A 25204-nucleotide genomic window follows, 5' to 3' on the forward strand; every position below is an offset into this window, starting at 1 on the left:
TTCGCCTGAAGTGCACGATCGGCATCTCACGGGTAAGCACGGCTCTTTCACCACGAAAGTGACGGCACTGAGAGTAGCCGAAAGTGGCTTCGCACGCATCATGTCACCGTGAGAGCTGTCCTCGTGAAATCTTGCACGGGTCCCGACCGGCTGTCATGATTCCACTGTGGCGCCTGGCGGTCCCTCGCCGCCGCAGTCTTGAGAGGACGGCCGATGCGGATCCTCGATCCCGTAGCCGCCGAAACGGGCGGTGGGCCCGACCTCGCCCGCCTTCAAGCTCGCATCGACCAGCTCGCGGCGCACGTCCAGCAGCTGGAGCAGGAGCGCGCCACACTGCGATGGATGGCCGGCCACGACGAGCTCACCGGACTGGCCAACCGCCGGCTGTTCAACGCTCTCGCGCCGGAGCTGCTGCACGGCGACGATCGCTCGTCGGCCGTCGTGATCCTCGATCTCAACGGCTTCAAGCCGATCAACGACACGTACGGGCACGATGCCGGTGACGAGGTCCTCTGCGTCATCGCCCAGCGCATGACCGCCTGCCTCGGCGACCATCTGGTGGCCCGGCTCGGCGGTGACGAGTTCGCCGCCCTGCCGCGCGCTCCGCACGCCGGCGTGCCGCCGTCGTGGTGGCACGGGGTGGCCGGTTCGCTGAGCGCGGCGATCGCCCCTCCGATGGACGTGCGCGGGCACACCCTGTCCGTCACCGCCTCGATCGGCGTCGTGCCGGCCGGGCGCGCCGACGACCTTTTCGACCTGTTGCGCCGCGCGGACCGGGCGATGTTCAGCGCCAAGCGACACGCGAACGCCACCGGCAAGGCGGGCATCACCTGGGTCGTGGCCACCGAGAACGGCGACCACACCGAGACGTACGGCCCGGTCGCCCCGGAACCCGCGGCGGCGTGCCGGCCGGGCGACCCGGTGTGGGTGCACCGCAGCGGCGCCCGCCGGGCGGGAGTGGTCGAGAGCGCCTGCGAATGGGCGGCCCTGGTCCGCTACCGATGCCCGAACGGCGCCGGCACGATGGTCGACACGATCCCCACGACCTGTCTCACGATCCGGGCCGAGGCCGATCCGTACCTCGACCATCGCATGGGCTGACCGCCGTCAGCCCACTGTCAACACGAGCTTTCCTTGCAGCCCACCGGCCAACACCCGCCGGTGGGCGTCGGCCGCTTCGGCCAGCGGCATCGTATCCGCCACGCGCGTGCGCAGACGCCCGGCCGCCACCTGCCCCACCAGGTCGTCCAACAGCTCGCGGTCGAGCCGGATGAGCTGCAGCTCCTGGCGCACACCACGGGCCGGTACGAGGGGCGGCGTGGGGCGGGTCGCGACCACGATGCCCCGATCCTCGACGGCGGCGGCCGCCGCCTCGCCGATGGCGGCCGCGTCGAACACCGCGGCCACCGGCCCCACCGTGGTCAGGTCGGTGGAACGGGGAACGACCTCGTGGGCGCCGAGATCGCGCACCCATTGCTCGTCGGAATGGCCGGCCTGCGCCAGCACGCGGTAGCCGCTCTGAACGGCGAGCTGGGTGGCGAAGCCGCCGACACCGCCGCTGGCGCCGGTGACCAGAATGCTGCTCCCGGCCGGAAGCATGGCCAACGACACCAGTGACAGCCCCTGGTGTGCGGTCTGGGCGTTGAGCGGCACCGTGGCCGCGGACACGAAGTCGAGCTCGTCCGGCAACCGCACCAGCCAGCCGGTGTCGGCGGCCACGAACTCGGCATAGCCGCCGGGCACACCCCGGGTCGAATACCACGGGATCATCCCGGCGACCCGATCGCCGACACCGAAATCCGGCGTGTCGGGCCCGACCGACACCACCTCGCCGGCGATGTCCCAGCCGGGCGAGAACGGCGGCACATCCGGCCCACGAGGGATCTCCCCGGTGGTGGCGGCCACGTCGGCCGGGTGCACACAGACGGCGCGGACCCGGACGACCACCTGCCCCGGCCCCGCCTCGGGGTCGGGCAGCTCAGTCACCTGCAACACCTCAGGCCCGCCAAGCGCGACCGCGACTACTCCCAGCACGCGTCCACTCTAGACCGTCACCGCACGATTCCCAGCCCCGTGGCGCTCAGGCCTGTGCGCGCCAGCTCGTCGGGACGCCGGGCACGCCGACCGCGTGCCGCTGTCTGCCGGCCGCGTTGACGATGTAGATCTGCGGGTCGGTCACCTCACGGACGCTCTCGCCGGTGTCCGGGTCGGTCGACTCGTGCACCTGGCTCTCGCTGTAGGCCAGCCACTTGCCGTCCGGCGACCATACGACGCTGCCCTCCGCCACGGCCGGTGTGTCGGTGAGCCGCTTCTTCGCGCCGGTCGCGGCGTCGACCAGCCACAGGTCGTCGCCGGAGGAGACGGCCAGCTTGCCGTTCCTGGGGTTCCAGTCGACGTCGTAGGCGGCCGGCAGATCGCTCACCTGGCGGCTGGCGGAACCGTCCGCCTTCCACACGTGCAAGCCGGGGGCTTCCACGCTCGCGGTAGCGATCCGCTTGCCCTGCGGACCCCAGGAGAAGGACAGATTGGTGCCCCAGCTGTCACCGGTGATCGGCGTTTTGTTCCCGTTGAGGTCGGTCTTGAAGATGTCACCGCAGGTCTCGAACCCGACGCTGGTGCCGTCCGGCGACCAGCGGGGGTGTCCGGGACCGCACGGCGCCTGAGTGAGCCGTTGCGCTCCGGTGCCGTCCGCGGCGGCCGTGTAGACGGACGCCATGAGATCGTCCGGTCCCAGCATGACGAAGGCGATCCGCCGGCCGTCGGGGGAGTAGTCGGGCGACGAAGCCCAACTGACGTTGAGATTGAGGCCGGCGAGCGCGCTGCCGTCGGGCAGAACGCTCTGGACCTCGCCGCTGCCGTGCGGCGAGTCCACCGTACGGACGAAGAGAATGCGACCTTGAGGCTGGGCTGTGGGCGCGGCACTGGCAACGGCGGGCGTGCCGGCAAGGAACGCCGTGATCGCCCCCGCGACGACCATGATCCGATTCCTGTTCATAGCCGATGGTCACACTCCACCGCAAGCGGCCGCTACCCCGCCGGCGACTGGGCGCCGATCGTGCTCTCGCGGGGCAGAAGCGTGTGGGCCGCCCGCACCTCGGCCGGGGCCGGAGCGGCGCCCCCCTCGATCAGAGAGACCAGGCTCTCGACGGCCAGTGTGGCTATCGCCTGTTTGTCGGGGACGATCGTGCTCAGACTCGGCGTCGAGAATTCGCCCTCCTCGATGCCGTCGATGCCGATCACGGCCACGTCGCCGGGCACCCGCACCCCGGCCGTGAGCAGCCCGCGGATAGCGCCCAGCGCGAGCAGGTCGTTGTAGCAGAAGATCGCGTCGGGCGGGGAGTCCAGCGCCATCAGCGAGGTGGCGGCGGTGGCGCCGAGCCGGCGGTGGAAGCGCTCGGTCGGCCGCACGAGGGCTGGATCGTACGGGATGCCGGCTCGTTCCAGCGCCTGCCGATAGCCCGCCGAGCGAAGCTGCGCGGTCTCGCCCGTACGGTAAGGCTGGTCTCCGATCGCCGCGATGCGGGTGCGGCCGAGGGAGATCAGGTGTGACGTGGCGTCGCGGGCCGCCGCCACGTTGTCGATCGCCACGTGCGAGAAGCTGCCGTCGAAAATGTGCTCGCCGAGCAGTACGACCGGAGTCTTGTTGCCTCGTTCGCGCAGTTCCTGGGCGCTGAGGGTGAGCGGGCTGAGGATCAGGCCGTCGAACAGGGTGAGCCGGGAGTTGCGGGTGAGCAGTTCCCTCTCCCGCACGGGATCGGCGTCGGTCTGGTCGACCATGACCGCGTAGCCGTGCTTGCGGCCGGCCGCGATGACCGCCCGGGCCAGCTCGGCGAAATAGGGCACGTCGAGTTCCGGCACGACCAGGCAGAGCATGCCGCTGCGCCCCTGCTTGAGGTTGCGCGCGATCAGGTTGGGCCGGTAGTCGAGCTCGGTCAGCGCCGTCTCGACCTTCGCCCGCAGCGCGTCCGACACGGGGGCGTAGCCATTGACGACGTTGGACACCGTGCGGATCGACACCCCGGCCCTGGTCGCCACATCGCGCAACGTGGCCTCGCGCATTCCACCCTCCCCATGTTGAGCTCCCGGATCGGCCGACCGACAGCCTAATGCAACGCGCCCATCTTAGGTCTTGCATCGTTGCAGAGCAGCATGCACGATGTCTGCATCGTTGCAGAGACGTTAACGGCAGAACCGCCAAGCACCACGGCGTGGCGCTGCCGCCGGCTCGAAGGAGCAGATATGACAACCCGCCGAACCCTGCTGACCGGGGCCGCCGCCGCCGGAGCTCTGACCGCCCTCGCCGCCTGCGGCGGTGGCGACAGCACCACCGAGAGTCAGCCGCTGACCGCCTCGTCGTCCGGCGGCCCGCTGACCGGCAGCCTGACGATCTGGAGCCGCTCCGGCGACCTGTTCAAGGTCTTCGACGCCGCCATCAAGAAGTTCACCGCGGCCAACCCGGGCGTCACCGTCGACCACCAGGCCGTCGACATCGACGCCAAGCTGGCCAACACGCTCATCTCCGGCGCCGGCGTGCCCGACGGCTCGTTCTGGGACGACGCCAAGATCGCCGGTCAGGCCGAGCACCTGTACGACCTGACCACGCTGATCGCCCCCTACCGCGACAAGATCGCGCCGCAGAAACTGTCGGTGAACACCGTCGACGGCAAGGTCTACGGCGTGCCCTGGGACCTCAACCCGGGCCTGCTCTTCTATCGCGAGGACCTGTTGCGGGACGCCGGCGTCGACCCGGCCGCCCTGGCCACCTACGACGACCTGCTGACCGCCTCGCGCAAGCTGCGCGACCGTAATGCCAAGGCCAAGCCGATCCACCTCGACGCCGACCCGTTCCTGGGCCAGCTGTGGCTCGAAATGCTGGCCAACCAGCAGGGCACCAGTCTCAGCGACGAGCAGGGAAAGCTGCGCCTCGACTCCGAGGAGTACCGGCGCATCCTCACCTGGATCAAGTCGGCCGTGGACGACAAGCTGGTCACCCACACCCCGTACCTCAAGCCGGCCGACATCGCCGCGCTCGAGGACGGCACGCAGGCGTTCGTGCCATGGGCGATCTGGTTCGACTTCGCGCCGCAGCAACTGCTGAGCAGGACCAAGGGCAAGTGGCGCGCGGCGCCGCTGCCGGCCTGGACCCCGGGCGGCGCGCGCAGCGGCGCGATGGGCGGCAGCAGCTTCGTCATCCCGGCCAAGGCCAAGAACCCCGAGCTGGCCTGGCGGCTGTACGAATACATGACCGTCAGCGACGAGGGCATCAAAGCCGTGTACGGCCCCAGCGGCACCTATCCGGGAGGGCTCAACACCTCGGTCCCGGCGTACCTGCCCGCCCTCGACGCTCAGAAGCCGCTCTTCCAGCCGGTCGAGGCGCTCGGCGGGCAGGACCTGTGGAAGGTGGCCGTCGATGCCAGCCGGACGATCCCGGCCGCCGCGCCCATCCCGGCCTGGTGGGCCAAGTCCGTCGACTACCTCGGCAACAACCTGCAGCGCCTGATCCAGGGGCAGATGTCGCCGGACGACGTGATCGCCGAGTCGACCAGGCAGATTCAGCGGAACCTGGTGGACCGGGCCTGAGCACATGATCGTTTCCATGAGACAAGGACCGAGGAGCCGGCTCACGCCGTACGTCTTCGTCCTGCCCTTCTTCCTGGTGTTCGCCGCCTTCGGGGCCTATCCGCTGGCGTACGCCCTGAGGTTGAGCTTCACCAGATGGACCGGGGCCGGCGAGGCCCGCTGGATCGGCCTGGACAACTACACCTACCTGTTGACCAGCCCGGAGTTCTGGGCGTCGCTCGGCAACAGCTCGGTGATGTGGTTGCTCGTCGTGCCGCTCCAGCTCATCGCCGGCCTCGGCGCCGCGGTGTTGCTGTCCAACGCGAAGCTGCGCCTGCGCGGCCTGTTCCGGGTCGCGTTCATCGCCCCGTTCGTGACTCCGCTGGTGGCCATGGCCCAGGTCTGGATCGTCGTCTTCGACCGCGATTACGGCCTGGTCAACCACGTGCTCAACCTGGCCGGGCTGCCCGATGTGGGCTGGCTGACCAGCACCGCCTGGTCCAAGCCGACGCTGGCGCTGCTGTTCCTGTGGAAGACCACGGGCTTCGCCATCATCATCCTGCTGGCCGGGCTCCAATCCATTCCCTCGCACGTGTACGAGGCGGCCGACCTCGACGGCGCGTCGCGCTGGCGGCAGTTCTGGTCGATGACCGTGCCCTTGATGCGGCGCAGCCTGTCTTTCCTGCTGGTCATCCAGACGCTCGCGGTGTTCCAGATGTTCGCCGAGCCGTTCGTGGTGACCCAGGGCGGCCCGTACGGATCCACCACGACCGCCGGGCTCTACCTCTACGACCACATCACGGCCTCCGACCTCGGCACCGGAGCGGCCAACTCGTTCCTGCTGGTGATTCTCGTGTTCGCGCTCTCCCTCGTCTCCGTCCGGCTCCTGCGAGCACACGATGAATGACAAAAGACCCGGCATCGGCACGTACGCGCTGTTGACCGTCATGACGCTGCTGTTCCTCTACCCGATCTGGTGGGCGATCAGCTCCTCCGTCCGGCCGGCCGCGAAAATCATCAGCGACCCGCTCGGTTTCAGCCTGGGGGAGATCACCCTCGACGGCTACCGCAGCATGTTCGCCGACGTGCCGATCGGCACCGGCTTCGCCAACACGGCGCTGGTGCTCGCCGTCAAGGGCGGCATGACACTGGTCTTCTGCCCTCTGGCCGGATACGCGTTCGCCAAGTTCAAGTTCGCCGGCAAGGACGTCCTGTTCGGCATCGTGCTGCTGACCCTGATGCTGCCCACCCTCGTGCTCATCATTCCGTTGCTGCTCGAGATGAGCTCGCTGGGCTGGGTCAACACGTACAAGGCGCTGATCCTGCCGGGCAGCGTCGACGCGTTCGCCATCTTCTGGATGCGGCAGGTCATCGCGGCCATTCCCGACGAGCTGCTGGACGCCGGAAGAGTCGACGGCGCAACGGAATTCGGGGTGTTCCGCCGCATCGTCGTGCCGGTGATCCGGCCCGGCCTGGCCGGGCTGGCCGTGCTCACGATGATGAACGTCTACAACGACTTCGTCTGGCCGGTCGTCGCCGTCAACGACGAGAAGCATCAGACGTTGCAGGTGGTGCTGTCGACGCTCGCACAGAACATCACCGGCAACCGGATCGGCGCCGATTTCACCACCGTCTGGAGCGAACTTCTCGCGGCCAGCAGCATCGCGATGATTCCGCTGCTGCTCGTCTTCATCGCACTGCAACGCCACTTCATCAACGGCATCCTCGCCGGCAGCGTCAAGGGCTGAAAAGCTTGAGGAGCAAGGAAATGACAGAATATCCGCGGCCGCACTTCGACCGCTCGCACAGCTGGCTCAGCCTGAACGGCGAATGGGACTTCTCCTTCACCGAGCCCGTCTACGACCGCCGCATCACGGTGCCGTACGCGTGGGAGACCCGCGCCTCCGGCATCGCCGAGAACTGGCAACAGGTCGGGTGGTACCGGCGCTCCCTGGACGTCCCGGCCGCATGGGACGGTCAGCGGGTCGTCCTGCATTTCGGGGCCGCCCACCATCTGACGACGGTGTGGGTCAACGGCACCGAGGTCGTACGGCACGAGGGCGGTTACACGCCGTTCGAGGCCGACATCACCGACGCGCTTTCCTCCGCCGGCAACGAATTGGTCGTACGGGTGGACGCGCCCGCCGACAAACGCGAGATCGCCCACGGCAAACAGAGAAGCGTTCCCCGTACGGACTACGACGGCGTCTGCTTCACCCCGTCCTCGGGAATCTGGCAGTCGGTCTGGCTGGAATCGCGTCCCGCGACCCACCTGACAGCGCTGTCGCTGCGCCCCACCGACAGCCTGGACGGCATTGTCGTACGGGTGAAGGCCGAAGGCCCCCATGCCGTCGGCGCAACGCTGAGGGTCGCTCTCACCACTCCCGGGTCCGACGCCTTCGTCTCCACCACCCTCGTCGACCCGGGCACCGCCGAAACAGTGCTGGAGATCGCGGATCCGAGGCTGTGGAGCCCGGCCGACCCGCACCTCTACCACGTCCACGCCGAGCTCGAGACCGCCGGCGGCGTCGACCGCGTCGACGGCTACACCGGGCTGCGCAAGGTCGAGGTGCGCGGCGAGGAGATCCTGCTCAACGGCGAGCGCCTGTACGTCAAGGGCGTGCTCGACCAGGGCTACTGGCCCGAGACCGGCATCACCCCGCCCAGCGACGCCGCCATGGTCCGCGACCTCGAGCTGGCCCGGGAGCTCGGCTACACCCTCGTACGGAAACACCTGAAGCTGGAGGACCCGCGCTTCATCCATCACGCCGACGTGCTGGGCATGCTGTTGTGGTGCGAGCCCGCGTCGACCGGCACGTTCACGGCGGCGTCGACGGCCGCGTTCGAGGCGCAGATCGAGCCGATGGTCCACCGCGACGGCAATTCGCCGGCCATCGTGATCTGGGGGCTGTACAACGAGGAGTGGGGCCTCGACTGGGACATCCCCGGTGACGAAGCCAAACAGGATGCAGTCGTCGCGGCGTACGAGAAGCTCGCCTTTCTCGACCGGAGCCGGCCCATCGTCGACAACTCGGGGTGGACGCACGTCCGCACCGATCTGCTGGACTGGCACTACTACGACGAGAGCGCGATCGGCTGGGCCCGCACGCTGGCCGGCCTGGCCGGCGGTGAGCGCGACGACTTCCCGGTGAAGCTGGGGCCGGACTTCGTGGTCGACAAGGCGCTCGCCGTGCCGTCGCAGCCGCTGCGCGGCCTGCCCAACCTCAACAGCGAGTACGGCGGCGGCTTCACCAGCGTCGAACGCGGCTGGCACCTGCGCTGGCAGACCCAGGAGCTGCGCCGGCACGACCGTCTGTCCGGCTACGTCTACACCGAGCTGTACGACATCGAGCACGAGTCGGCCGGCCTTCTCACCTTCGACCGCCATCCGAAGGATCTGGGCGGAGCTTCCCCCGTCGACGCGAACGCCGTCACCACACTGGTGCTCGACGTGCTGCCGGTGGCCCCGAGCCGCGACATCCTCGGCCCGGCGGCATCGTTCGGCGCGCACGTCTCCCACCACGGCCCGAACCTGTTCGCCGGCCGCCTGACGTGGGCGTGGGGCCCGGTCTTCTCGACGGCCCCGCAGCTGCCCCCGGTCGAGGGCCCCGAGGTGGAGGCCAAGCCGTACGAGCTGGGCCCCGCCGTCACGGTCGACGCGACCCTGCCCGACGGGTGGCCCGCGGGCCGCCTGCACGTGGCCGCCGTGACCCCGGACGGCCGCATCGCCGCCCGCGCCACGGTCGACGTGAACCGCAGCACCACCCCACACATCGGCGACGACAAACTGGCCTGACCTCAGCCGCGCGGGAGGCGCCCCAGCGAGGGCAGCCTCCCGCGCGGCTCAGCTCGAACTGCGTGGCCTGGTCGCCCGCGCGATGCGCCTCCGCAACCCTGACGCCGAGCTGGGCCGGCAACGTGCGCGCGGCAAGCGCGGCCCAGAACCATTCCCACGGGTAGAGCATGAAGATGAAGTTGGTCAGCTGCCAGATCTCGCGGACTGTCCTAACGACTACCGGCCGCCTTGTCGTTGCAGGCGAACTTGTCACCGCCCGCGCGAGGCAGGCGGTAACGCAGCGAAGATCGCACTTGGCGGGTTGTGGCATCCTCATGTTCGGAGGCGAGAGTTGCCCTGGCCGCCCCGCAAGAGCTGACCAGAGCTACTCCCGAAGCCGGCCTGACTAAAGGTCAGGCCCCTCTCCGAAGATCGCCTTGTAGAGGGCGATCGCAGCCGTTGTGGCCTGGGCTACCCAGATCACAACGTTGCCGGCCCGTCTCCAGCGAGGCGTGTTCGGCGGCTGCTCCCCGAGCGAGCGGTCTGAGTCACCATCGCTCGGGGGGCGTCGTCGGCTCACCTTGTCTCCTTGTCTCCTGAAGCTCTCTCGTCCCCAGGCGCCTAGGGGACGTGACAGGAGGAGCAGGTCAACCTCGGACTCCAGTTCTTTTGTAAACCCTCCCAGCAACCGGCCAAATGTCAGCCCGGGGCCGCCGACGACGTAGATGACCTGCCGCGAGACGAACTCCAAACTTCGGCTGACCAGGGACGATAACGTGTTCGCGACGTCTTCGGGCGGCGCGACCGGCCGACCGGGATCCGCGACGGCCGCGTTCATGTCGGTGACGATGAAGCCAGGTGCGACCCCCGAGCGCGAGGTGCTCGCGCATGCCGATCTGCTCGCCGTGACGACTCCTAGCCGCAGCCAAGACGCGCAGATTTTCCTGGTCTTCTGGCTTTGACGCAGCGACGGGAAAGTACAACGGGCCTTGGCCATCCACACCGAATGTGAAAGATCTCGCGCTCCTATGAAGCGTATCGAAGCTCTTCTTTCCGTCTACCGACGTCAGCGCCGTGTGCGACGATCCCGGCCATGCTGCAACGAGACGAGCCTGCCCTGGCCGCCTACGTCGCCGAACGCCCCAGCCAGGCGGTGCTGGTGATCCGCGACAGTCCCGACGACGAGACGGCCATGGCCGCTCTCCGGGCCGCAGCCGGCGCCGTTCGAGCCATCCGCCACCCCGACGAGCCCACCGAACCCTTACCCAACTGGGTAGAAGCCCTTCTGAGGGACGACGGCCCGACCCTCCACCTGGATCTGCAGGACCACGCCGATCAGGCGGCGCGGGTGGTCTCGGCGGCCTTGGCTGTCCTCGACGCCAGCGGGGTGTCCGGCCGCCTGGAGCCGCTCCGCCTACCCGCGCCGCCTTACGAATACGACGCGAACGCGCACATCCTGACCGACGTTACCTTCCTGGAATCGCTCGGTCTTCCACCCGTTTTCCCCGACGATTTCCCTGTTCCCGCCGAAGCCGTTCTGGTGCTGGCTCAGCAGTCCAAGTCAGACACCTGGCAGCACGCGGCCTGGCGCCGCTCACGCCCATTCACCGAATATCTCGAAGCGCTGCGGGCTTTCGGTTGCGACTTGGAGCCGGTAACAACCCGGGACGCCCTCATGGAGGCCACCGGCATGACCCGGGACCTGATCCGCCACCCCACCGGCTCAGGCAGCGTCTCCCTCTACCACGAATACGGCGCGGGCAACGACCCCCGCCTCTTCTACGTCAGCGTGGTGTGGCGCCCCTCCCGGCGCTGACCTCGCTCCGTGATCCGGCCCGTTCGAGGATCATGGGGCGACGCGGTTACGGATGCTGTCGAGCACCGCCTCCGCCGCCCACGCGGCGGCGTCGGCGATGTCTCGCTGGTCCATACCGAACTCGCGGCGGAACGTCACCCAGGTGCCGGCGGAGTCGAGGTGCGACAGCGCCGCGATGACCGCCCTGCGTTGCGGCGCGTCGAGGGAGGGCACCTCGGTTTCCAGCAGCCGCTCGAGCTGCGCCCGGCCGGGTGACGGCGCCGCGCCGCTCACGCCCCGCATCGCCGTCTCGGCGACGACGTGCGCCAGCTCCGGCCGCGCGTCGTAGCGCTGCATCGCGTCCCGGATCGCGAGAGGGATGTCGAAGATCGAGCGCGACTCCTCGCGGGCGAACACCGTGGCCTCGATCCAGGTCGCGGTCGCCAGCAGCAGGTCGACGCGCGTGGGGTAGTTGCGGAACACCGTGCGCTCGGCGATGCCGGCCCGCCGCGCGATGACCCGGTTCGACACGTCGTCGCTGCCGAGCTCCTCGATCAGATCGGCGTACGCGGCGAGGATCGCCGCTTGCGTGCCGGTCAGCGCCGGCCCGGCCGCCGACCCGGTCACGGTTGCGCCCACGCCGCGTCGAACAGCCTGGCGAGCACAGCGCCCACGGCGCGGTCGAACGCGTCGCAGATCTCGCCGGCGTCCATGTCGAAGCCCGTGCGCAGCCGCGACCAGTACATCGCCGACGAGAAGTAGCGCAGGGACGCCGCGACCCGCCGCCGATCCCGCGGGTTGAGCGTCGGCGCCGCCACGTCGAGCATCGCCTCGATCGCCCGCGTGATGTAGGCGGGCTCGGCGTCCAGCGTCGGCGAGATGGCGGCGGCCCGTGCGCCGACGTAGGCGTACGCGGGCGACGCGTCGAAGGCGCGGAAGCGCTCGTGCACGGCGGCGCGGAAATCGGACACGGTGACGAACGGCGGCAGTGGGAAGCAGCTCTGCTCGATCCAGTTCGAGAGCGCGGCGAGCAGATGCGCGCGCGTGGGGTACTGGCGGTAGATCGTGCGCTCCGAGATGCCGACCTCGTCGGCGAGGGCACGATAGGAGATGTCGTCGAACGTGCGCTCACGCAGCAGCACCGCGGCGCTCGCGAGGATGGCGGTCGCGGTATCGACCGACTCGTCCATTACGTCCGCCTCCTGGCGACTTCCGGTGGGAGCACGTAGCGATCGGAATCGTCGAGAGTCAGCGCCAGCGACGAGACGTACTGAACCTCACCGCGCGGTCCTCTCTCAGCCGAGGCCAGCATATCCGGCCGTTCGAACGTGTACCCGGTGACATGGCAGCGGAGCCGCTCGCCCGACGGGTTGCCGTCGTCGTCGAACAGAGGGGAGTCGATGCCGTCGGAGCGGCGGCGCAGGTAGTAGCGCCCCCGCGTGGCAAGGGCCATGACCGGCGTGGTGACGATCGCGACGCCGATCGCGATGAGCACCGAGAACGGCTTGACAGCGGCGCCGAGCAGGCCGGCGAACGCGAGCAGCGACAGCGCCGAGGCGAGCCCCACCGATACGAGCCCCACCGGGTTCCAGTCGTGCAGCATGCCGCGCCGGAACTCGGGGAAGCGCGGCGAGAGGTGCAGCACCCGCTTGTTGATCGCGATATCGGTGGCGATCGTCACGAGCCAGGCCATGACGACGTTCGCGTACAGGCTCAGCACGAAGGAGATGAGGGCGAAGACGTCCAACATCATGAGGCCGTACGCCATCACGAGGTTGAAAAGCACGAAGATCGTACGACCCGGGTAGTGCTTCGCCACCCGGGTGAAGACGTTCGACCATGCGAGTGAGCCCGAGTACGCGTTCGTCACGTTGATCTTCACCTGGGCGATCACGATGAGCACGACGGCGAGGACGATCGCCAGCCAGTTGGGGAGGAGGGCCTGGTACATCCCGACGAACTGCTTCACCGGTTCGGTCGCGTGGTGCCCGAGAGCGGGTTCGACCTTCACGAGGAGGTAGACGGCGAGGAACACCCCGATCACCTGTTTGGTGCCGCTGAAGACGACCCAGCCCGGGCCGGAGAACACGAACGACGTCCACCACGAGCGGGCGTTCGCCGGCGTACGCGGCGGCATGGCGCGGATGTAGTCGATCTGCTCCGCCAGTTGCGGGGTGAGGGCGAAGCACACGGCCGCGCTCGAGACGACGGCGCCGAAGCTGATCGAGCCGTCGGAGTTGCCGGTGAACGACGTGAAGGCGCGCACCGCCTCGGGGTCGGAGACGAGGATCCACATCAGCGGCAGCAGGGCGAGGGCGAGCCACAAGGGCGTCGTCCAGAACTGCAGGCGTTCCAGCGCCCGCATGCCGTAGATGACGATCGGGATCACGACGACGGTCGAGATCAGGTAACCGAGCCACAGCGGCATCTCCGTCGCCACCTGCAGCCCTTGCGCCATGATGGCGCCCTCCAGGGCGAAGAAGATGCAGGTGAAGCCCGCGAAGATCACGGTCGTGATCATCGAGCCGTAGTAGCCGAATCCCGAGCCACGGGCGATGAGATCGAGGTCGATGTTGAAGCGGGCGGCGTAGTAGGCGACGGGCACGCCCACCAGAAGGATGATGACCGACGCGAACAGGATGCCGAGCACGGCGTTGGCGGTGCCGTGGTCGATGCCGATGCTCGCGCCGATCGAGAAATCGGCGAGGAACGCGATGGATCCGAGGGCCGTCGCGCCGACGGAGCCCGCGCTCCAGCGCCGGAAGGTGCGCGGCACATAGCGGAAGGCGTAGTCCTCCAGGCTGTCCTCCGCGGCCGCGCGCGCGTTGTCCGTCGACACAGGGCATAGTCGCTTTCCGGTGTTACGACGACATTGCCGATGTGAGTCACGCCGGCTCAGATCGCCATGGCGGCCCGCACGGTGGAGGTCGCTGCCTTGCCGCCCTCGCCGGTCTGGGTGACGTGGCCCGAGGCGAGCACGACGTAGTGCTCGGCGGCCTCGAGCGCGAAGCCGATGTGCTGCTCGACGAGCAGCACGTTGATGCCCTCGCCGGCCAGCTGCACGATGGTCTGCTCGATCTCGGCGACGATCGTCGGCTGGATGCCTTCGGTCGGCTCGTCGAGGATGAGCAGCTTCGGCTCGGTGATCAGGGCACGGGCGATCGAGAGCTGCTGACGCTGCCCGCCGGAGAGCAGGCCCGCCTTCCGGGCGGCGAACTGCGCCAGCGCGGGGAAGCGAGCCAGCTGCGCGTCGATGAGGGCCCTGCCCCGCCGGCGCCCGCCGGCCGCGAGCTGGAGATTTTCCAGTGTCGTGAGCTGGCCGAACGACTGCTGACCCTGCGGCACGTAGGCCATGCCGCGAGCGACGCGCTGGTTGGGGGCGAGCGGCGTGATGTCCTCGCCGTCGAACAGCACGCGGCCCTTCGACGGCTTGATGAGACCGATGGCGAGACGCAGCAGGGTTGTCTTCCCGGCGCCGTTGTGGCCGAGCACGGCCACCACCTTGCCGGACGGCACTGTCACGCCGTGCAGCACCCGGGTGCGCCCGTAGCCGGCCTCGATGTCGGTGAGCTCGAGCATGTCAGTCCTCCTTCTGCGCCACGACCGCCATGGCGGCCGTGGTGGCGGCTCCGGCGGTGCCGAGGTAGACCTCCTGCACCTTCGGATCGGCCTGAACCTCGGCCACCGTGCCCTGCGAGAGCACCTTGCCCTGGTGCAGCACCGTCACGCGGGTGGCGAAGCGGCGCATGAAGTCCATGTCGTGCTCGACGACGAGCACGATGCGCTTCGCCGCTACGCGCTGCAGAAGCTCGCCGGTCGCGGTGCGCTCGTCGTGGCTCATGCCGGCGACGGGCTCGTCGAGCAGCAGCACCCTCGCGTCCTGCACGAGCAGCATCGCGATCTCCAGCCACTGCTTCTGGCCGTGCGACAGGATGCCGGCCGGTGTGGCGAGCTCGCCGGCGAGGCCGGTCTCCTCCAGCGCCTCCTCGATCGAGGCGCCGACGCCACGCCGGGCCCGCAGCAGTGCGGCCGAGTGGCGGTGGCGCCCGGCGGCGATGTCGAGGTTCTGCAGCACCGAGAGCTCGTCGAAGACGCTCGCGGTCTGGAACGTGCGGCCGACCCCGAGACGGACGATCCTGTGCACCTGCTGGCCGAGCAGCTCGGTCTCGCCGAGCCGGGCCGACCCGGTGCCCTTGACCAGCCCGGTGATGGCGTCGATGCAGGTCGTCTTGCCCGCGCCGTTCGGGCCGATGAGGAACCGGACCTCGCCGGGGTGCGCGTCGAAACTGACGCCGCCGACCGCGACGAAGCCCGAGAACTCGACGTGGAGATCCGTGACGACGAGCGGGGCCCCGGTCATGACGCCACCTTCTCGAGCTCGGCGGGAGCGGCCACCACGGCGGGCCGTTCGGCCGGCTCACGGCGGCGCGCCGCCGCGAACCTGGCGGGCAGCGACGACAGCCCCTTCGGCAGGAAGAGGATGACGACGATGAACAGCAGGCCGAGGATGTACGTCCAGCCGTCGGGCCAGGTCGAGCCGAGGCTCGACTGTCCCCACCCGACCGCCATCGCGCCGAGCGCGGGGCCGAAGAGCGAGGCGCGGCCGCCGAAGGCGACGCCCGCGATCATGAAAATCGAGGCGGCGGCGCCGATCTCGGCCGGAGTGATGATGCCGACGATGGGCACGAACATCGCGCCCCCAATGCTCGCCATCAGCGCGGAGACGACGAAGGCGACGAGCTTGACGTTGGCCGGGTTGTACCCGAGGAAGCGCACGCGCTCCTCGGCGTCCCGGGTGGCGACCAGCAGCTCACCGAAACGGCTGCGGTAGAGCTGCCACACCGCGAGCATGCACACGATGAGCAGTGCGGCCGTGATGACGTACACCATGACCCTGTTCGCCGGGTCGTTCAGCACGAATCCGAAGAAGTACTTGAAATCGCTGAGCCCCGTGTCACCGCCGGTCTCGCGGATCGTGGAGCTGATCAGGGTGGCCAACGCGACCGCGAGAGCCTGGGACAGGATCGCGAAGTACGCGCCCTTCACGCCGCGTCGGAACAGCGCGTAGCCGAGGGCGCCGCCCACGATCACCGGGAGCAGCACGATCGCCAGCAGGGTGAACGCCGTACTGCGGAACGGTTCCCAGAACAACGGGAGCGGCGCGAGCGGGTCGTAGAGCACCATGAACCCGGGGACCCGGTCACCGGCGGTCTCCAGCGTGAGATGCATGGCCATCGAGTAGGCGCCGAGGGCGAAGAACACCCCCTGCCCCATCACGAGCATCCCGCCCCGGCCCCACGCGAGGCCGATGCCGACGGCGACGATGGCCCAGCAGCAGTACTTGCCGAGGTTGTTGAGCCAGTGATCGGTGAGCACGAGGGGAGCGACCGCGAGGAGCAGGACCGCGAACACCCCGATGCCGCTGAGGGAGAGCCATGGCTTCGGTTTGGTCATGCGAGACTCCTGGTTCGCACCGTGAACAGTCCCTGCGGCCGCACCTGCAGAAAGACGATCACGAGGATGAAGGCGAGCACCTGCGCGAAGCTGCCGGTTGTCCAGTAGGCGAAGAACGAGAGGGCGACGCCCACCGCCCACGCGGCGATGATGGTGCCCTTGAGCTGGCCGATGCCCCCGGCGGCGACGACGAGGAAAGCCGGGATGATGTACTGCGCGCCCATCTGGGAGTTCGTGCCGCCGATGAGCGACGCGGCCACGCCGGCCACCCCGGCCAGGCCCGACCCGACGAAGAAGGTGAGGCGGTCGACCGTACGTGTGGAGATCCCCGTGGTCTCGGCGAGGTCCCGGTTGTGCACGGTCGCCCGGATGCGGCGGCCGAACGAGGTGTACTTGAGCCAGGCCGCCAGCGCGGCGACGCAGGCGGTCGCGAGCAGGATGGTGAACAACTGCCGCAGCGGCCAGTCGTAGCCGAGGATGTGCAGCTGCCCGTCGAGCCAGCCCGGCTTCTCCACCGGGACGCCCTGTGACGGGAAGATCTGCAGTGCCGCCTGCTGCAGGATCAGGCCGACCCCGACCGTGACGAGCAGGGTGTCCAGCGGCCTGCGGTACATCCAGCGGATGATGGTGACCTCCAGCAGGAGGCCGAACAGGCCGGCGACGACGAACGCCACCGGCAGCGCGACCGGGATCGACAGGTCGCTGGCGGTGATGACATGCTGGACGAGGTAGGCGGCGAAAGCGCCGATCATGAGGAACTCGCCGTGGGCCATGTTGATCACGCCCATCTGGCCGAAGGTGAGCGAGAGGCCCAGCGCGGCGAGCAGGAGCAGCGCGCCCTGGGCACTCCCGTTCAGCAGTGGTGCGGTCAGCGCGTCCACGTGCGGTCAGCCCGCCGCGTCGGTGAGCTGCTTGCGGATGTCGGCCGGGAACCAGTCGTACGCCTCGAGGTACGGGTCGGGCTCGATGAACTTGTCGGAGGCCCAGACGATGTCGAACTGGTTGTCGGCGTTGATCCGGCCGATGTGGCCCGGCTTGGAGATGTGGTGGTTGTCGCCGTCGAGCGTGACCTTGCCCTCGGGCGCGTCGAACGTGATGGTGTTCTTCTTCGCCGCGGCGTTCACCGCGTCCACGTCGAACGAGCCGGCCGCCTCGACGAGGGCCTTGTACAGGTACAGCGAGATGTAGGCGGCCTCCATCGGGTCGGAGGTAACGCCGCTGCTGTTGGGGTAGGCCTTCCAGCTCTGGATGAACTTCGGGTTGGTGTCGGTCTTCAGCGACTGGAAGTAGTTCCAGGACGCGTAGTTGCCGGTGACCTCGTGCCCCATGGCCGGGGCCTCCTCCTCGGCGATCGACACCGAGATGATCGGCGTCTTCGCGGGGGTGAGGCCGGCGTCGTAGTACGCCTTGACGAAGCCGACGTTCGACGAGCCGTTGATGGTGTTGAAGATGAAGTCGGGCTTGGCCGCCACGATCTTCGCCACCTGGCTGGTCCAGTCGTCCTTGTCGAGGGGCACGTACTCCTCACCGACGATCTTGATGCCGAGCTTGGCCGCGTACAGCTTGATGATCGCGTTCGCGGTGCGGGGGAAGACGTAGTCGCTGCCGGCGAGGAACAGCGTCTTCACTCCCTTGGAGGCGAGGAAGTCCATGGCCGGGATGATCTGCTGGTTGGTGGTCGCGCCGGTGTAGTAGATGTTCGGCGACGACTCGAGGCCCTCGTACTGCACCGGGTAGAAGAAGAGGCCGTTGAGCTTCTCGACGACCGGCTTCACGGCCTTGCGGGAGGACGAGGTCCAGCCGCCGAAGATCGCGGCGACGCAGTCCTGGGTGAGCAGCTTCTCGGTCTTCTCCGCGAAGGTGGGCCAGTCGGTGGCGCCGTCCTCCTGGACGTACTGGATCTTCTTGCCGAGGATGCCGCCGTCGGCGTTGATCTCGTCGGCGGCCATGTGCAGCACATTGGAGACGGTCTTCTCGGAGATCGCCATCCCACCGGTGAGGGAGTTGAGGAAGCCGAGCTTGACGGTGGAGCCGGAGGTGTCGACGCAGCTGCCCGCCGCGGACGACCCGCCGGTGGGCGTCTCGTCGCCGGCGCGGGCGCCGCAGCCGGCGAGCACGAGGGTCATGGTCGTCCCGATGGCGCCGATTGCCGCGAGCGCACGCAGCCGCTTGCTGGTGGTGGACATATGTGAGAGCTCCGTCCTGCTGAAGGGCCGAATCGAGCGGATGTGGATGTCCAGCAAGCCGCAGGCGTCCCGAGCTCCCCGTCCCCGCGCCGCCGGCTACTGCAGGTGAGAGAAGACTGGCGGCGAGTCATTACTTTGACATTTCCCGGATGTTCCAACTCTGTAGCCTCTAGATCGGACAGTGCGTGAAAGCCCTGGAAAAACTGGAAAATCCACGAAGAGGAGATGTCAAAGTTCTGCCATGATCATTAGTGCCGCGATGGCAATGGCACACTACTGACATTCGGATGCGATGAGTCCCTGCCCCGTTCGGAGTACACCTGAACAGACGGGAGCGCGACCATGCGGCACCTCCGCAGCCGGTCACCTCGCCCGCCATCTGCGGGTCACCCTCGCCACCCGCGGACGCCGAGGACGCCGTGCAGGACACGTTCCTGCGCTGGCAGGCCGCCGACCGCGAGCACATCCAGATGCCCGAGGCGTGGCTCACCAAGGTGGTCACCAACGTGTCCCTCGACCGGCTCCGGTCGGCGATGACGCGGCGCGAACGCTCGGCCGGCGACTGGTTGCCCGAGCCGCTGCTCGACGGCGATCCCATGCTGGGCCCGGCGGAGACCGCCTCTCGCGGCGGTTCGGGCGCCGGACACGGAGCTGAAAGCGCCCTGCACGGCAAGGCCCACGTGTCCCACCTGATGAGGCAGGTGACGGGGTATCCAAGCCGGCTGGACGTGCGGTGCTTAGTCTCCATGATGTGTCCGGCGTCAACCCTGCTGACCAGGGGCGTTTGCGGTTTGTGCTCTTCGGCGGGCCGCGGGTGTGGCGCGGCGATGCCGAGCTGGACGCCGGGCGTCCGCATCGTCGTCTGCTGCTGGCCCTGCTCGTTGCCGCGGGTGGCGAGCCGGTCACCATGGCCCAGATCGTTGCCGCGGTGTGGGATGAGGACCCGCCGCCGACCGCGGTGAACATCGTGCATCGCCTGGTCGGCGAGGTGCGCCGGCTGCTGGAGCCGGACCTGGGAGCGCGAGAGCCCGGATCCTTCGTACTGCCCTCGGGGCCGGGTTATCGGCTGCGGCTGGCTGCGGACGAGTCGGATGTGTTGCGGCTACGGCGGCTGGTCGCCGACGGTTCCCTGGAGGCAATGGTCGAGGCCGTCGATCTCGTCGCTGAACCTCCGGGAAGTGTCATCGAGATCGAGCCGGCCGGCCCGTCGCCCTTCGCCGTACTGCTGGAGCAGCGTGCGTACGTGGTGCTTCGCGCCGCCGACCTGGCCGTGGCCCACGGCTCGGCGGAGGACCGTCGTGCGGTGCTGCGCGTGCTGACACAGGTCGCGGCGGAGCGACCCTACGATGAGCCGCTGCAGGCCCGGTTGATCCGGCTGATGGCCGCGGTCGGGCGGCGTGCGGAGGCCCTGGACACCTATGCGGCGCTTCGCCGGAGAATGGTGGACGAGCTGGGTGTCGAACCAGGAGCCGAGCTGCGCGCGGTGCAGCGGGAAGCCCTCGGTGAGCAGCCCGAAGCGGGCCCACCGCCGCCCGGGCCGGCGGCCGTGCCCGTGCCCGCCCAGCTGCCCATCGTCCGGGTGGCCCTGGCCGGCCGGGAAGGCGAGGTCGCGGCGGTTCTGGCACATCTCGGTGGCGGCCGGCCCGCCGGGGCCGGTTCGCCCGTCTGCGCGATCTCCGGGATGGCCGGGATCGGGAAGACAACGCTCGCCGTCCACGTCGCGCATCGACTCGCGGACCAGTTCCCGGACGGTCAACTGTTCGTGGATCTGCGTGGCTTCGACCCGGCCGGCCGAGTGCTGGATACCGACGACGTCATCCGGGGGTTCCTGTCCGCGCTCGGCGGGTCGTCGATTCCGGCCGAGCCGGAGGCGCGGGTTGGCCTGTATCGCAGCCTGACGGCCGGCCGGCGGATCCTCGTAGTGCTGGACAATGTGCGCGACAGCGACCACGCCCGGCCTCTGCTGCCGGCGGGCGAAGGAGGCGCGTGCATCGTCACAAGCCGTACCGCGATGTCCGGTCTGGTGTTCGCCGAGGGCGCGTACCCGGTGCCGCTGGCGCCGCTCTCCAACGAGTCCGCGCACCAGTTGCTGGCCGACCGCATCGGCGCTGCCCGCGTCGACGCCGAGCCGATACCGACCGGGCGGATCGTTGCCGCCTGCGCCGGACTACCCCTGGCGCTGGCTCTGGTCGCAGCCCGGGCGCTGCGCTCGGCAAGCTCTCCGTTGCACGGGATCCAGGCCCGTCTGGCGGACCCCTCCCACGCACTGGACACGCTGTCCGGGAGCGAGGCGAGCAGCGACCTCCGGGAAATCTTCGCCGCCTCCTACAACACGCTCGGCCAACCGGCCGCGCGCGTCTTCCGCCTCCTCGCCGTGCACCCTGGCACCGAGATCGGGCTGCATACCGTGGCCAGCATCGCCGGGATCGCCCTCCGTGACGCCCGCCGTGCCCTCGACGAACTGATCACCGCCAGCCTTGTCAGCGAACCCAGAGACTCGCGATACCAGATGCACGATCTCATCCGCATCTATGCCAATGAATTGCTGACCGGCGATGAGCGCGAGACGGCAACCGCGCGCTTGATCAGTCACTACGTCGCCGCCACCCGGAAAGCGTTTCTGACCTTCGGCGGGGAACCCTTCGTCGCGCTGCCGGGTGTCGCCGACGGCCTCAGCCTCGAGCATTTCCCCGACACGGCCGCCGCGGATCACTGGTACGAACAAGAACGGCAGGCCTTGGAGGCGGTGGTGCGACTCGCGCTCACGCGCGCCGACGTACCCGCGGCAGCCGCCATCGTCCTGGACTGGCGGCGGATGGCTCAGGCGTCGGCATACGAGACGGCAGCGCTCCCTTTCATCACCGAGATCCTCGCGGCCGTCGAGTCCGGCGACGAGTCGATCATGACGGCCGAGCTGATGCGGTACGCCGGCGATCCCTGGCTTGCCGGCTACCAGGACGCGCGCACTTGGCTGGACCGCGCGTTGACCATCTTCCGGAAGCGGGGCAACGTAGCGGGTGAGTCCCGCACCCTGCGCAACCTCAGCCGACTGGTGGGACTGCAGAAGCAATGGGCTGACGAGGTCGAGTTCCTTGAGCTGGCGATCGCCGCTGCGCGCTCCGCGGCGGACACCAACGCGCTGCTGCAAGCGTTGATGGATTCGATCGTCAGCATGTCCCGGCTCGGCCGCCTCGATGAGGCAGCCGGCGCCAGTAGCGAAGCGGTCCGCCTCGCCGAGCGAGCGAACATGTCGCACTACGTGCCCGCCGTTCTCGCGAACGAAGCCTACGGACTCGCCGGCGCCGGGCAGTACGAGACGGCCCTGGATCGTCTCGACAAAGTGGCCGCCGCCCGAGCCGAACTGGGCGTAGGTACCAAGCTTCTCCAAGAACTGTTCGACCTCCTGACTCGTGCCCATGTCTACCGGGGGCTGGGCCGCGTCGAGGACGCGCGCCGAGCCTTCGAGAAGGCTCTCGAATTGCGCACGACAGTCGATTCCTTCGACTACATGTCCGACTTCGAAGGCTTTGTCACCGAACCGGAGGCGATCCGGGCCGTTCTGGCGGAACTCGGCCCACACCAATCCTGAGCAAGCCGAGCAGCTCGTTTCACAAAATTTTCACTAGAATAGACGAGGCGGTTTTCTAGCGTCGTTTGCCGTGACGATATTGCTGTTGCGGCCGGAGCAGGAGACGCTCGATCATGTGCTGCGCGACGCGCGGCGTGGGCAGAGCCGGACGCTCGTCGTGCGTGGCGAGGCCGGCATCGGCAAGACCACATTGCTCGATCACCTCGCCGAGCGCGCCTCGTCCGCCCGCGTGCTGCGAACGGTCGGAGTCGAGTCCGAGTCGAAGCTGGCGTACTCCGCGTTGCAACAACTGTGCGCGCCCCTGATGGGCGGCCTCGACACGTTGGAGGCGCCGCAGCGTGCCGCGGTATCCACGGCGTTCGGACTGAGCGCCGGCCAGCCACCGGAGCGGCTGCTGGTCGGGCTGGCCGTACTGCGGCTGCTCGCCGAAGCCGCCTCGGAGCAGCCACTGGTCTGCATTGTCGATGACGCGCACTGGATCGACGCCGCGTCAGCCGTGATCCTGGGTTTTGTGGCGCGGCGATTGTCCACGGAATCGGTCGCGCTGGTCTTCGCCGCCCGCAGCCCCGGGGGCGACGGTCACCTCGCCGGTCTGCCGGAGTTGCGGGTGCGGGGTCTGCCGGACGCGGATGCCCGCGCGTTGCTGGATTCGGTGCTGACCGGGCCGGTCGATCCGCGCGTACGGGATCGGATCGTGGCCGAGGCGCGCGGCAACCTCGGCGCTCTGATCGAGCTGCCGCAGGTGTTGTCGCCGGCTGAGCTGGTGTTCGGGTTCAGCGGTCGCGGCTCGCGGCCGCTGATGAGCCGGGTTGAGGAGGGTTTCCAGCGGCGGATCGCAGCGCTGCCCGCCGAGACCCGCACGGTGCTGTTGGCGGCTGCCGTCGAGCCGGTCGGCGACGCGATAGTGCTCTGGCGGGTCCTGGAGCGGTTGGGGGTGGGCCCGGCTGCGGTCGAGCCCGCGGTGGCCGACCGGCTGATCCAGTTCGGGGCGCGGGTACGGTTTCCGCATCCGCTGGTGCGCTCGGCCGCGTGGCGGTGCGGAACAGCCGCCGAGCTGCGCGCGGTTCATGACGCGCTCGCCATGGTGACCGACCAGGCCCAGGATCCGGACCGCCGAGCGTGGCACCGTGCACATGCGGCGCTGAGTCCGGACGACGAGATCGCCGCCGCCTTGGAAGGCTCGGTCGGTCGGGCGCTGGCTCGTGGCGGCTGGCCGGCGGCCGCCGCCCTGCTCGAACGTGCTGCGGAGCTCACCTCGGATCTGAACCGCCGCGGCCGGCTACTGGTGGTCGCGGCCGGCGCCCGCGCCGGCGCCGGCGCGGGGTCGTACGCGATGGTGCCGGACCTGTTGGGCGCCGCCGAGATGAGCCCGCTCGACCCGCTGCGGCAGGCCCACGTCGAGCGCCTGCGAGCGCAGGTCGCCTTCATGCTTCACCACAATGAGCGGGCCGCCGGACCGCCGTTGCTGGCCGCCGCGCGTCGGCTGGGGAAACTCGATCCGATCGCCGCGCGCGATACTTTCCTCCTGGCGATCAGTGCGGCCATGTGCGCCGGCCGGTTCGGCGGCGACCACCCGCGGGTGGTCGCCGAGGCCGCCCGCGACGTCGTACCGGCCGGGGGTGATTTCCCCGATCTGCTGCTGGCCGGCCTCATCTCCTGGGTCCTCGACGGGCGGGTGGCGGCCGTGCCCCGGCTTCGCGGGGCCCTGGACGCCATGGGCTCCGCCGACGTCGGCCACATCTGGCTGGCCGCAGCCGTGGCCTACGACGTGTTCCGGTTGGACGTGGCGTACCGGATGAGCGAGGCGGCGGTCCGCTCCGCGCTCGAATTCGGCGCGCTCTCCCTGCTTCCCGACGCCCTGGCCGTCTGGGCGAACAGTCTCATCGACGGGGGCCGCCTCGCCGACGCGGCGAACCTGATGAAAAAGATCGACACCGTGACGCGGCCCTCCGGGGCCACGGTTGATCAATTGTCCCGGCTCGTCCTCGCGGCGTACAGCGGACCTGAGCAGTCGGCGCTCGACCTCATCAAGGCCAAACTCAGGGATGCGGCCGACCGTGAGGACGGCCGGCTGCATGCGCAGGCCCACTTCGGCCTCGCCGTGCTCCACAACGGGCTGGGCAACTATCCGGCCGCCAAGGCGGCAGCACAAGAAGTGATCGCGTACCCGGAGCTTGCCCTCGGCAACTGGGCGTTGCGCGAACTGGTCGAGGCGGCCGCACGCGCGGGGGAGCCAGGCGTGGCGGCCGACGCACGCGACCAGCTCGCCGAGCGGACGGCGGCCACCATCACGCCGTCGGCGCTGGGCATCCAGGCCCTCGCTGACGCGCTCACCGGACGACCCGAGCAGGCCGAGGAGCGCTACCGCGAGGCCATCGAGCGCCTCTCCGTCACGGAGACCGTGACCCAGGGGTACCGGGCGCGGCTGCTGTTCGGCGAATGGCTGCGCCGGGCGAACCGGCGCGCCGAGGCACGCGTCGAGTTGCGGGCGGCGTACGAAGCGTTCGCGACCATGGGTGCGCACGTGTTCGCCGAACGTGCCCGGCGGGAGTTGGCGGCCACGGGGGAGACCGTCCGCGGGCGGACGACAGGCGCGCGTCAGGACCTGACCCCGCAGGAGGCCGCGATCACGCGACTGGTGATCTCCGGGCGGACCAACCAGGACATTGCCGCGGAGCTGTTCCTCAGCCCGCGCACGGTCGAGTGGCACCTGCGGAAGATCTTCACGAAGGTCGGCATCACCTCGCGCCGCGAACTGACCGAAGCGCTTCTCAGCGCCTGAGACAGGGATTGTTCAGCGGCCTCCTAGCCTGGGTTGCAGACGAATGAGACCTTCACGTAGTCCA

At 69.1% G+C, this 25204-nt stretch carries 19 protein-coding genes and 2 pseudogenes; 9 read left to right on the top strand and 12 right to left on the bottom strand.

The window, feature by feature from the left end; translation table 11 throughout:
• The first annotated feature begins 213 nt into the window (after positions 1-213).
• The gene (locus ACFY36_RS00615) at positions 214-1101 is read left to right on the top strand and encodes a diguanylate cyclase domain-containing protein (RefSeq protein ID WP_499743745.1); all 888 of its coding nucleotides are present in this window, start codon (positions 214-216) and stop codon (positions 1099-1101) included.
• A gap of 6 nt (positions 1102-1107) precedes the next feature.
• Here ACFY36_RS00615 and ACFY36_RS00620 read toward each other — a convergent pair whose 3' ends face one another.
• The 3 genes from ACFY36_RS00620 to ACFY36_RS00630 form a co-directional block, all read right to left on the bottom strand.
• A complete protein-coding gene (locus tag ACFY36_RS00620; protein ID WP_499743746.1) occupies positions 1108-1986 on the bottom strand; it encodes an NADP-dependent oxidoreductase in 879 nt (292 codons plus the stop codon).
• A gap of 94 nt (positions 1987-2080) precedes the next feature.
• The gene (locus ACFY36_RS00625; protein WP_499743747.1) at positions 2081-2977 is read right to left on the bottom strand and encodes a TolB family protein; all 897 of its coding nucleotides are present in this window, start codon (positions 2975-2977) and stop codon (positions 2081-2083) included.
• A gap of 50 nt (positions 2978-3027) precedes the next feature.
• Complete coding sequence (locus tag ACFY36_RS00630; RefSeq protein WP_499743748.1) at positions 3028-4059, bottom strand: LacI family DNA-binding transcriptional regulator; 1032 nt, start codon at positions 4057-4059, stop codon at positions 3028-3030.
• Between the two features lie 180 nt (positions 4060-4239).
• On the opposite strand from ACFY36_RS00630, the gene ACFY36_RS00635 reads away from it, so the two are divergent.
• The 4 genes from ACFY36_RS00635 to ACFY36_RS00650 are packed head-to-tail and all read left to right on the top strand — an operon-like array spanning position 4240 to position 9355.
• Positions 4240-5580: an ABC transporter substrate-binding protein gene (locus ACFY36_RS00635; protein ID WP_499743749.1), complete on the top strand. Its 1341-nt coding sequence runs from the start codon at positions 4240-4242 to the stop codon at positions 5578-5580.
• Positions 5581-5596: 16 nt separating this feature from the next.
• Positions 5597-6466, top strand: a complete 870-nt coding sequence (locus ACFY36_RS00640) for a carbohydrate ABC transporter permease (protein WP_499743750.1) — start codon at positions 5597-5599, stop codon at positions 6464-6466.
• Positions 6459-7307 (top strand): carbohydrate ABC transporter permease, encoded by an 849-nt coding sequence (locus ACFY36_RS00645; RefSeq protein WP_499743751.1) that lies wholly within the window; start codon positions 6459-6461, stop codon positions 7305-7307. The genes ACFY36_RS00640 and ACFY36_RS00645 overlap by 8 nt, the downstream gene beginning before the upstream one ends.
• A gap of 20 nt (positions 7308-7327) precedes the next feature.
• Entirely contained in the window at positions 7328-9355 is a 2028-nt protein-coding gene (locus ACFY36_RS00650) for a glycoside hydrolase family 2 protein (protein WP_499743752.1), read from the top strand.
• Between the two features lie 685 nt (positions 9356-10040).
• Here the strand turns inward: ACFY36_RS00650 and ACFY36_RS00655 are convergent.
• Positions 10041-10205: pseudogene (locus tag ACFY36_RS00655) on the bottom strand (beta-ketoacyl-ACP reductase); the annotation flags it as partial.
• 222 nt (positions 10206-10427) lie between these two features.
• Between ACFY36_RS00655 and ACFY36_RS00660 the strand changes: the two are divergent.
• Entirely contained in the window at positions 10428-11150 is a 723-nt protein-coding gene (locus ACFY36_RS00660; RefSeq protein WP_499743753.1) for a hypothetical protein, read from the top strand.
• A gap of 30 nt (positions 11151-11180) precedes the next feature.
• Here the strand turns inward: ACFY36_RS00660 and ACFY36_RS00665 are convergent, their stop codons facing one another.
• From ACFY36_RS00665 to urtA, 8 genes are read right to left on the bottom strand one after another with little or no spacing between them, the layout of a single operon-like run.
• On the bottom strand, positions 11181-11768 hold the full coding sequence (locus ACFY36_RS00665) for a TetR/AcrR family transcriptional regulator (protein WP_499743754.1): 588 nt from the start codon (positions 11766-11768) through the stop codon (positions 11181-11183).
• Positions 11753-12319, bottom strand: a complete 567-nt coding sequence (locus ACFY36_RS00670; RefSeq protein WP_499743755.1) for a TetR/AcrR family transcriptional regulator — start codon at positions 12317-12319, stop codon at positions 11753-11755. The genes ACFY36_RS00665 and ACFY36_RS00670 overlap by 16 nt, the downstream gene beginning before the upstream one ends.
• The gene (locus ACFY36_RS00675) at positions 12319-13968 is read right to left on the bottom strand and encodes a purine-cytosine permease family protein (protein WP_499743756.1); all 1650 of its coding nucleotides are present in this window, start codon (positions 13966-13968) and stop codon (positions 12319-12321) included. Before ACFY36_RS00675 ends, ACFY36_RS00670 begins: the two co-directional genes overlap by 1 nt.
• 56 nt (positions 13969-14024) lie before the next feature.
• Positions 14025-14708: an ATP-binding cassette domain-containing protein gene (locus tag ACFY36_RS00680; protein ID WP_499743757.1), complete on the bottom strand. Its 684-nt coding sequence runs from the start codon at positions 14706-14708 to the stop codon at positions 14025-14027.
• A 1-nt stretch (position 14709) separates the two neighbouring features.
• Positions 14710-15489, bottom strand: a complete 780-nt coding sequence (gene urtD / locus ACFY36_RS00685; protein WP_499743758.1) for an urea ABC transporter ATP-binding protein UrtD — start codon at positions 15487-15489, stop codon at positions 14710-14712.
• The gene (gene urtC / locus ACFY36_RS00690; RefSeq protein WP_499743759.1) at positions 15486-16583 is read right to left on the bottom strand and encodes an urea ABC transporter permease subunit UrtC; all 1098 of its coding nucleotides are present in this window, start codon (positions 16581-16583) and stop codon (positions 15486-15488) included. Before urtC ends, urtD begins: the two co-directional genes overlap by 4 nt.
• Entirely contained in the window at positions 16580-17464 is an 885-nt protein-coding gene (urtB, locus tag ACFY36_RS00695) for an urea ABC transporter permease subunit UrtB (RefSeq protein ID WP_499743760.1), read from the bottom strand. Before urtB ends, urtC begins: the two co-directional genes overlap by 4 nt.
• A 6-nt stretch (positions 17465-17470) precedes the next feature.
• Positions 17471-18769, bottom strand: a complete 1299-nt coding sequence (urtA, locus tag ACFY36_RS00700; RefSeq protein ID WP_499743761.1) for an urea ABC transporter substrate-binding protein — start codon at positions 18767-18769, stop codon at positions 17471-17473.
• 401 nt (positions 18770-19170) lie between these two features.
• Here urtA and ACFY36_RS00705 point away from each other — a divergent pair.
• The 3 genes and pseudogenes from ACFY36_RS00705 to ACFY36_RS00715 form a co-directional block, all read left to right on the top strand.
• A pseudogene (locus tag ACFY36_RS00705) lies at positions 19171-19387 on the top strand (sigma factor); the annotation flags it as partial.
• 133 nt (positions 19388-19520) lie between these two features.
• Entirely contained in the window at positions 19521-22358 is a 2838-nt protein-coding gene (locus tag ACFY36_RS00710) for an AfsR/SARP family transcriptional regulator (protein WP_499743762.1), read from the top strand.
• 70 nt (positions 22359-22428) lie between these two features.
• The gene (locus ACFY36_RS00715) at positions 22429-25140 is read left to right on the top strand and encodes an AAA family ATPase (RefSeq protein WP_499743763.1); all 2712 of its coding nucleotides are present in this window, start codon (positions 22429-22431) and stop codon (positions 25138-25140) included.
• The last annotated feature ends 64 nt before the right edge of the window (positions 25141-25204 follow it).

Source organism: Actinoplanes sp. NPDC000266, assembly GCF_042899005.1.
Lineage (GTDB): Bacteria > Actinomycetota > Actinomycetes > Mycobacteriales > Micromonosporaceae > Actinoplanes.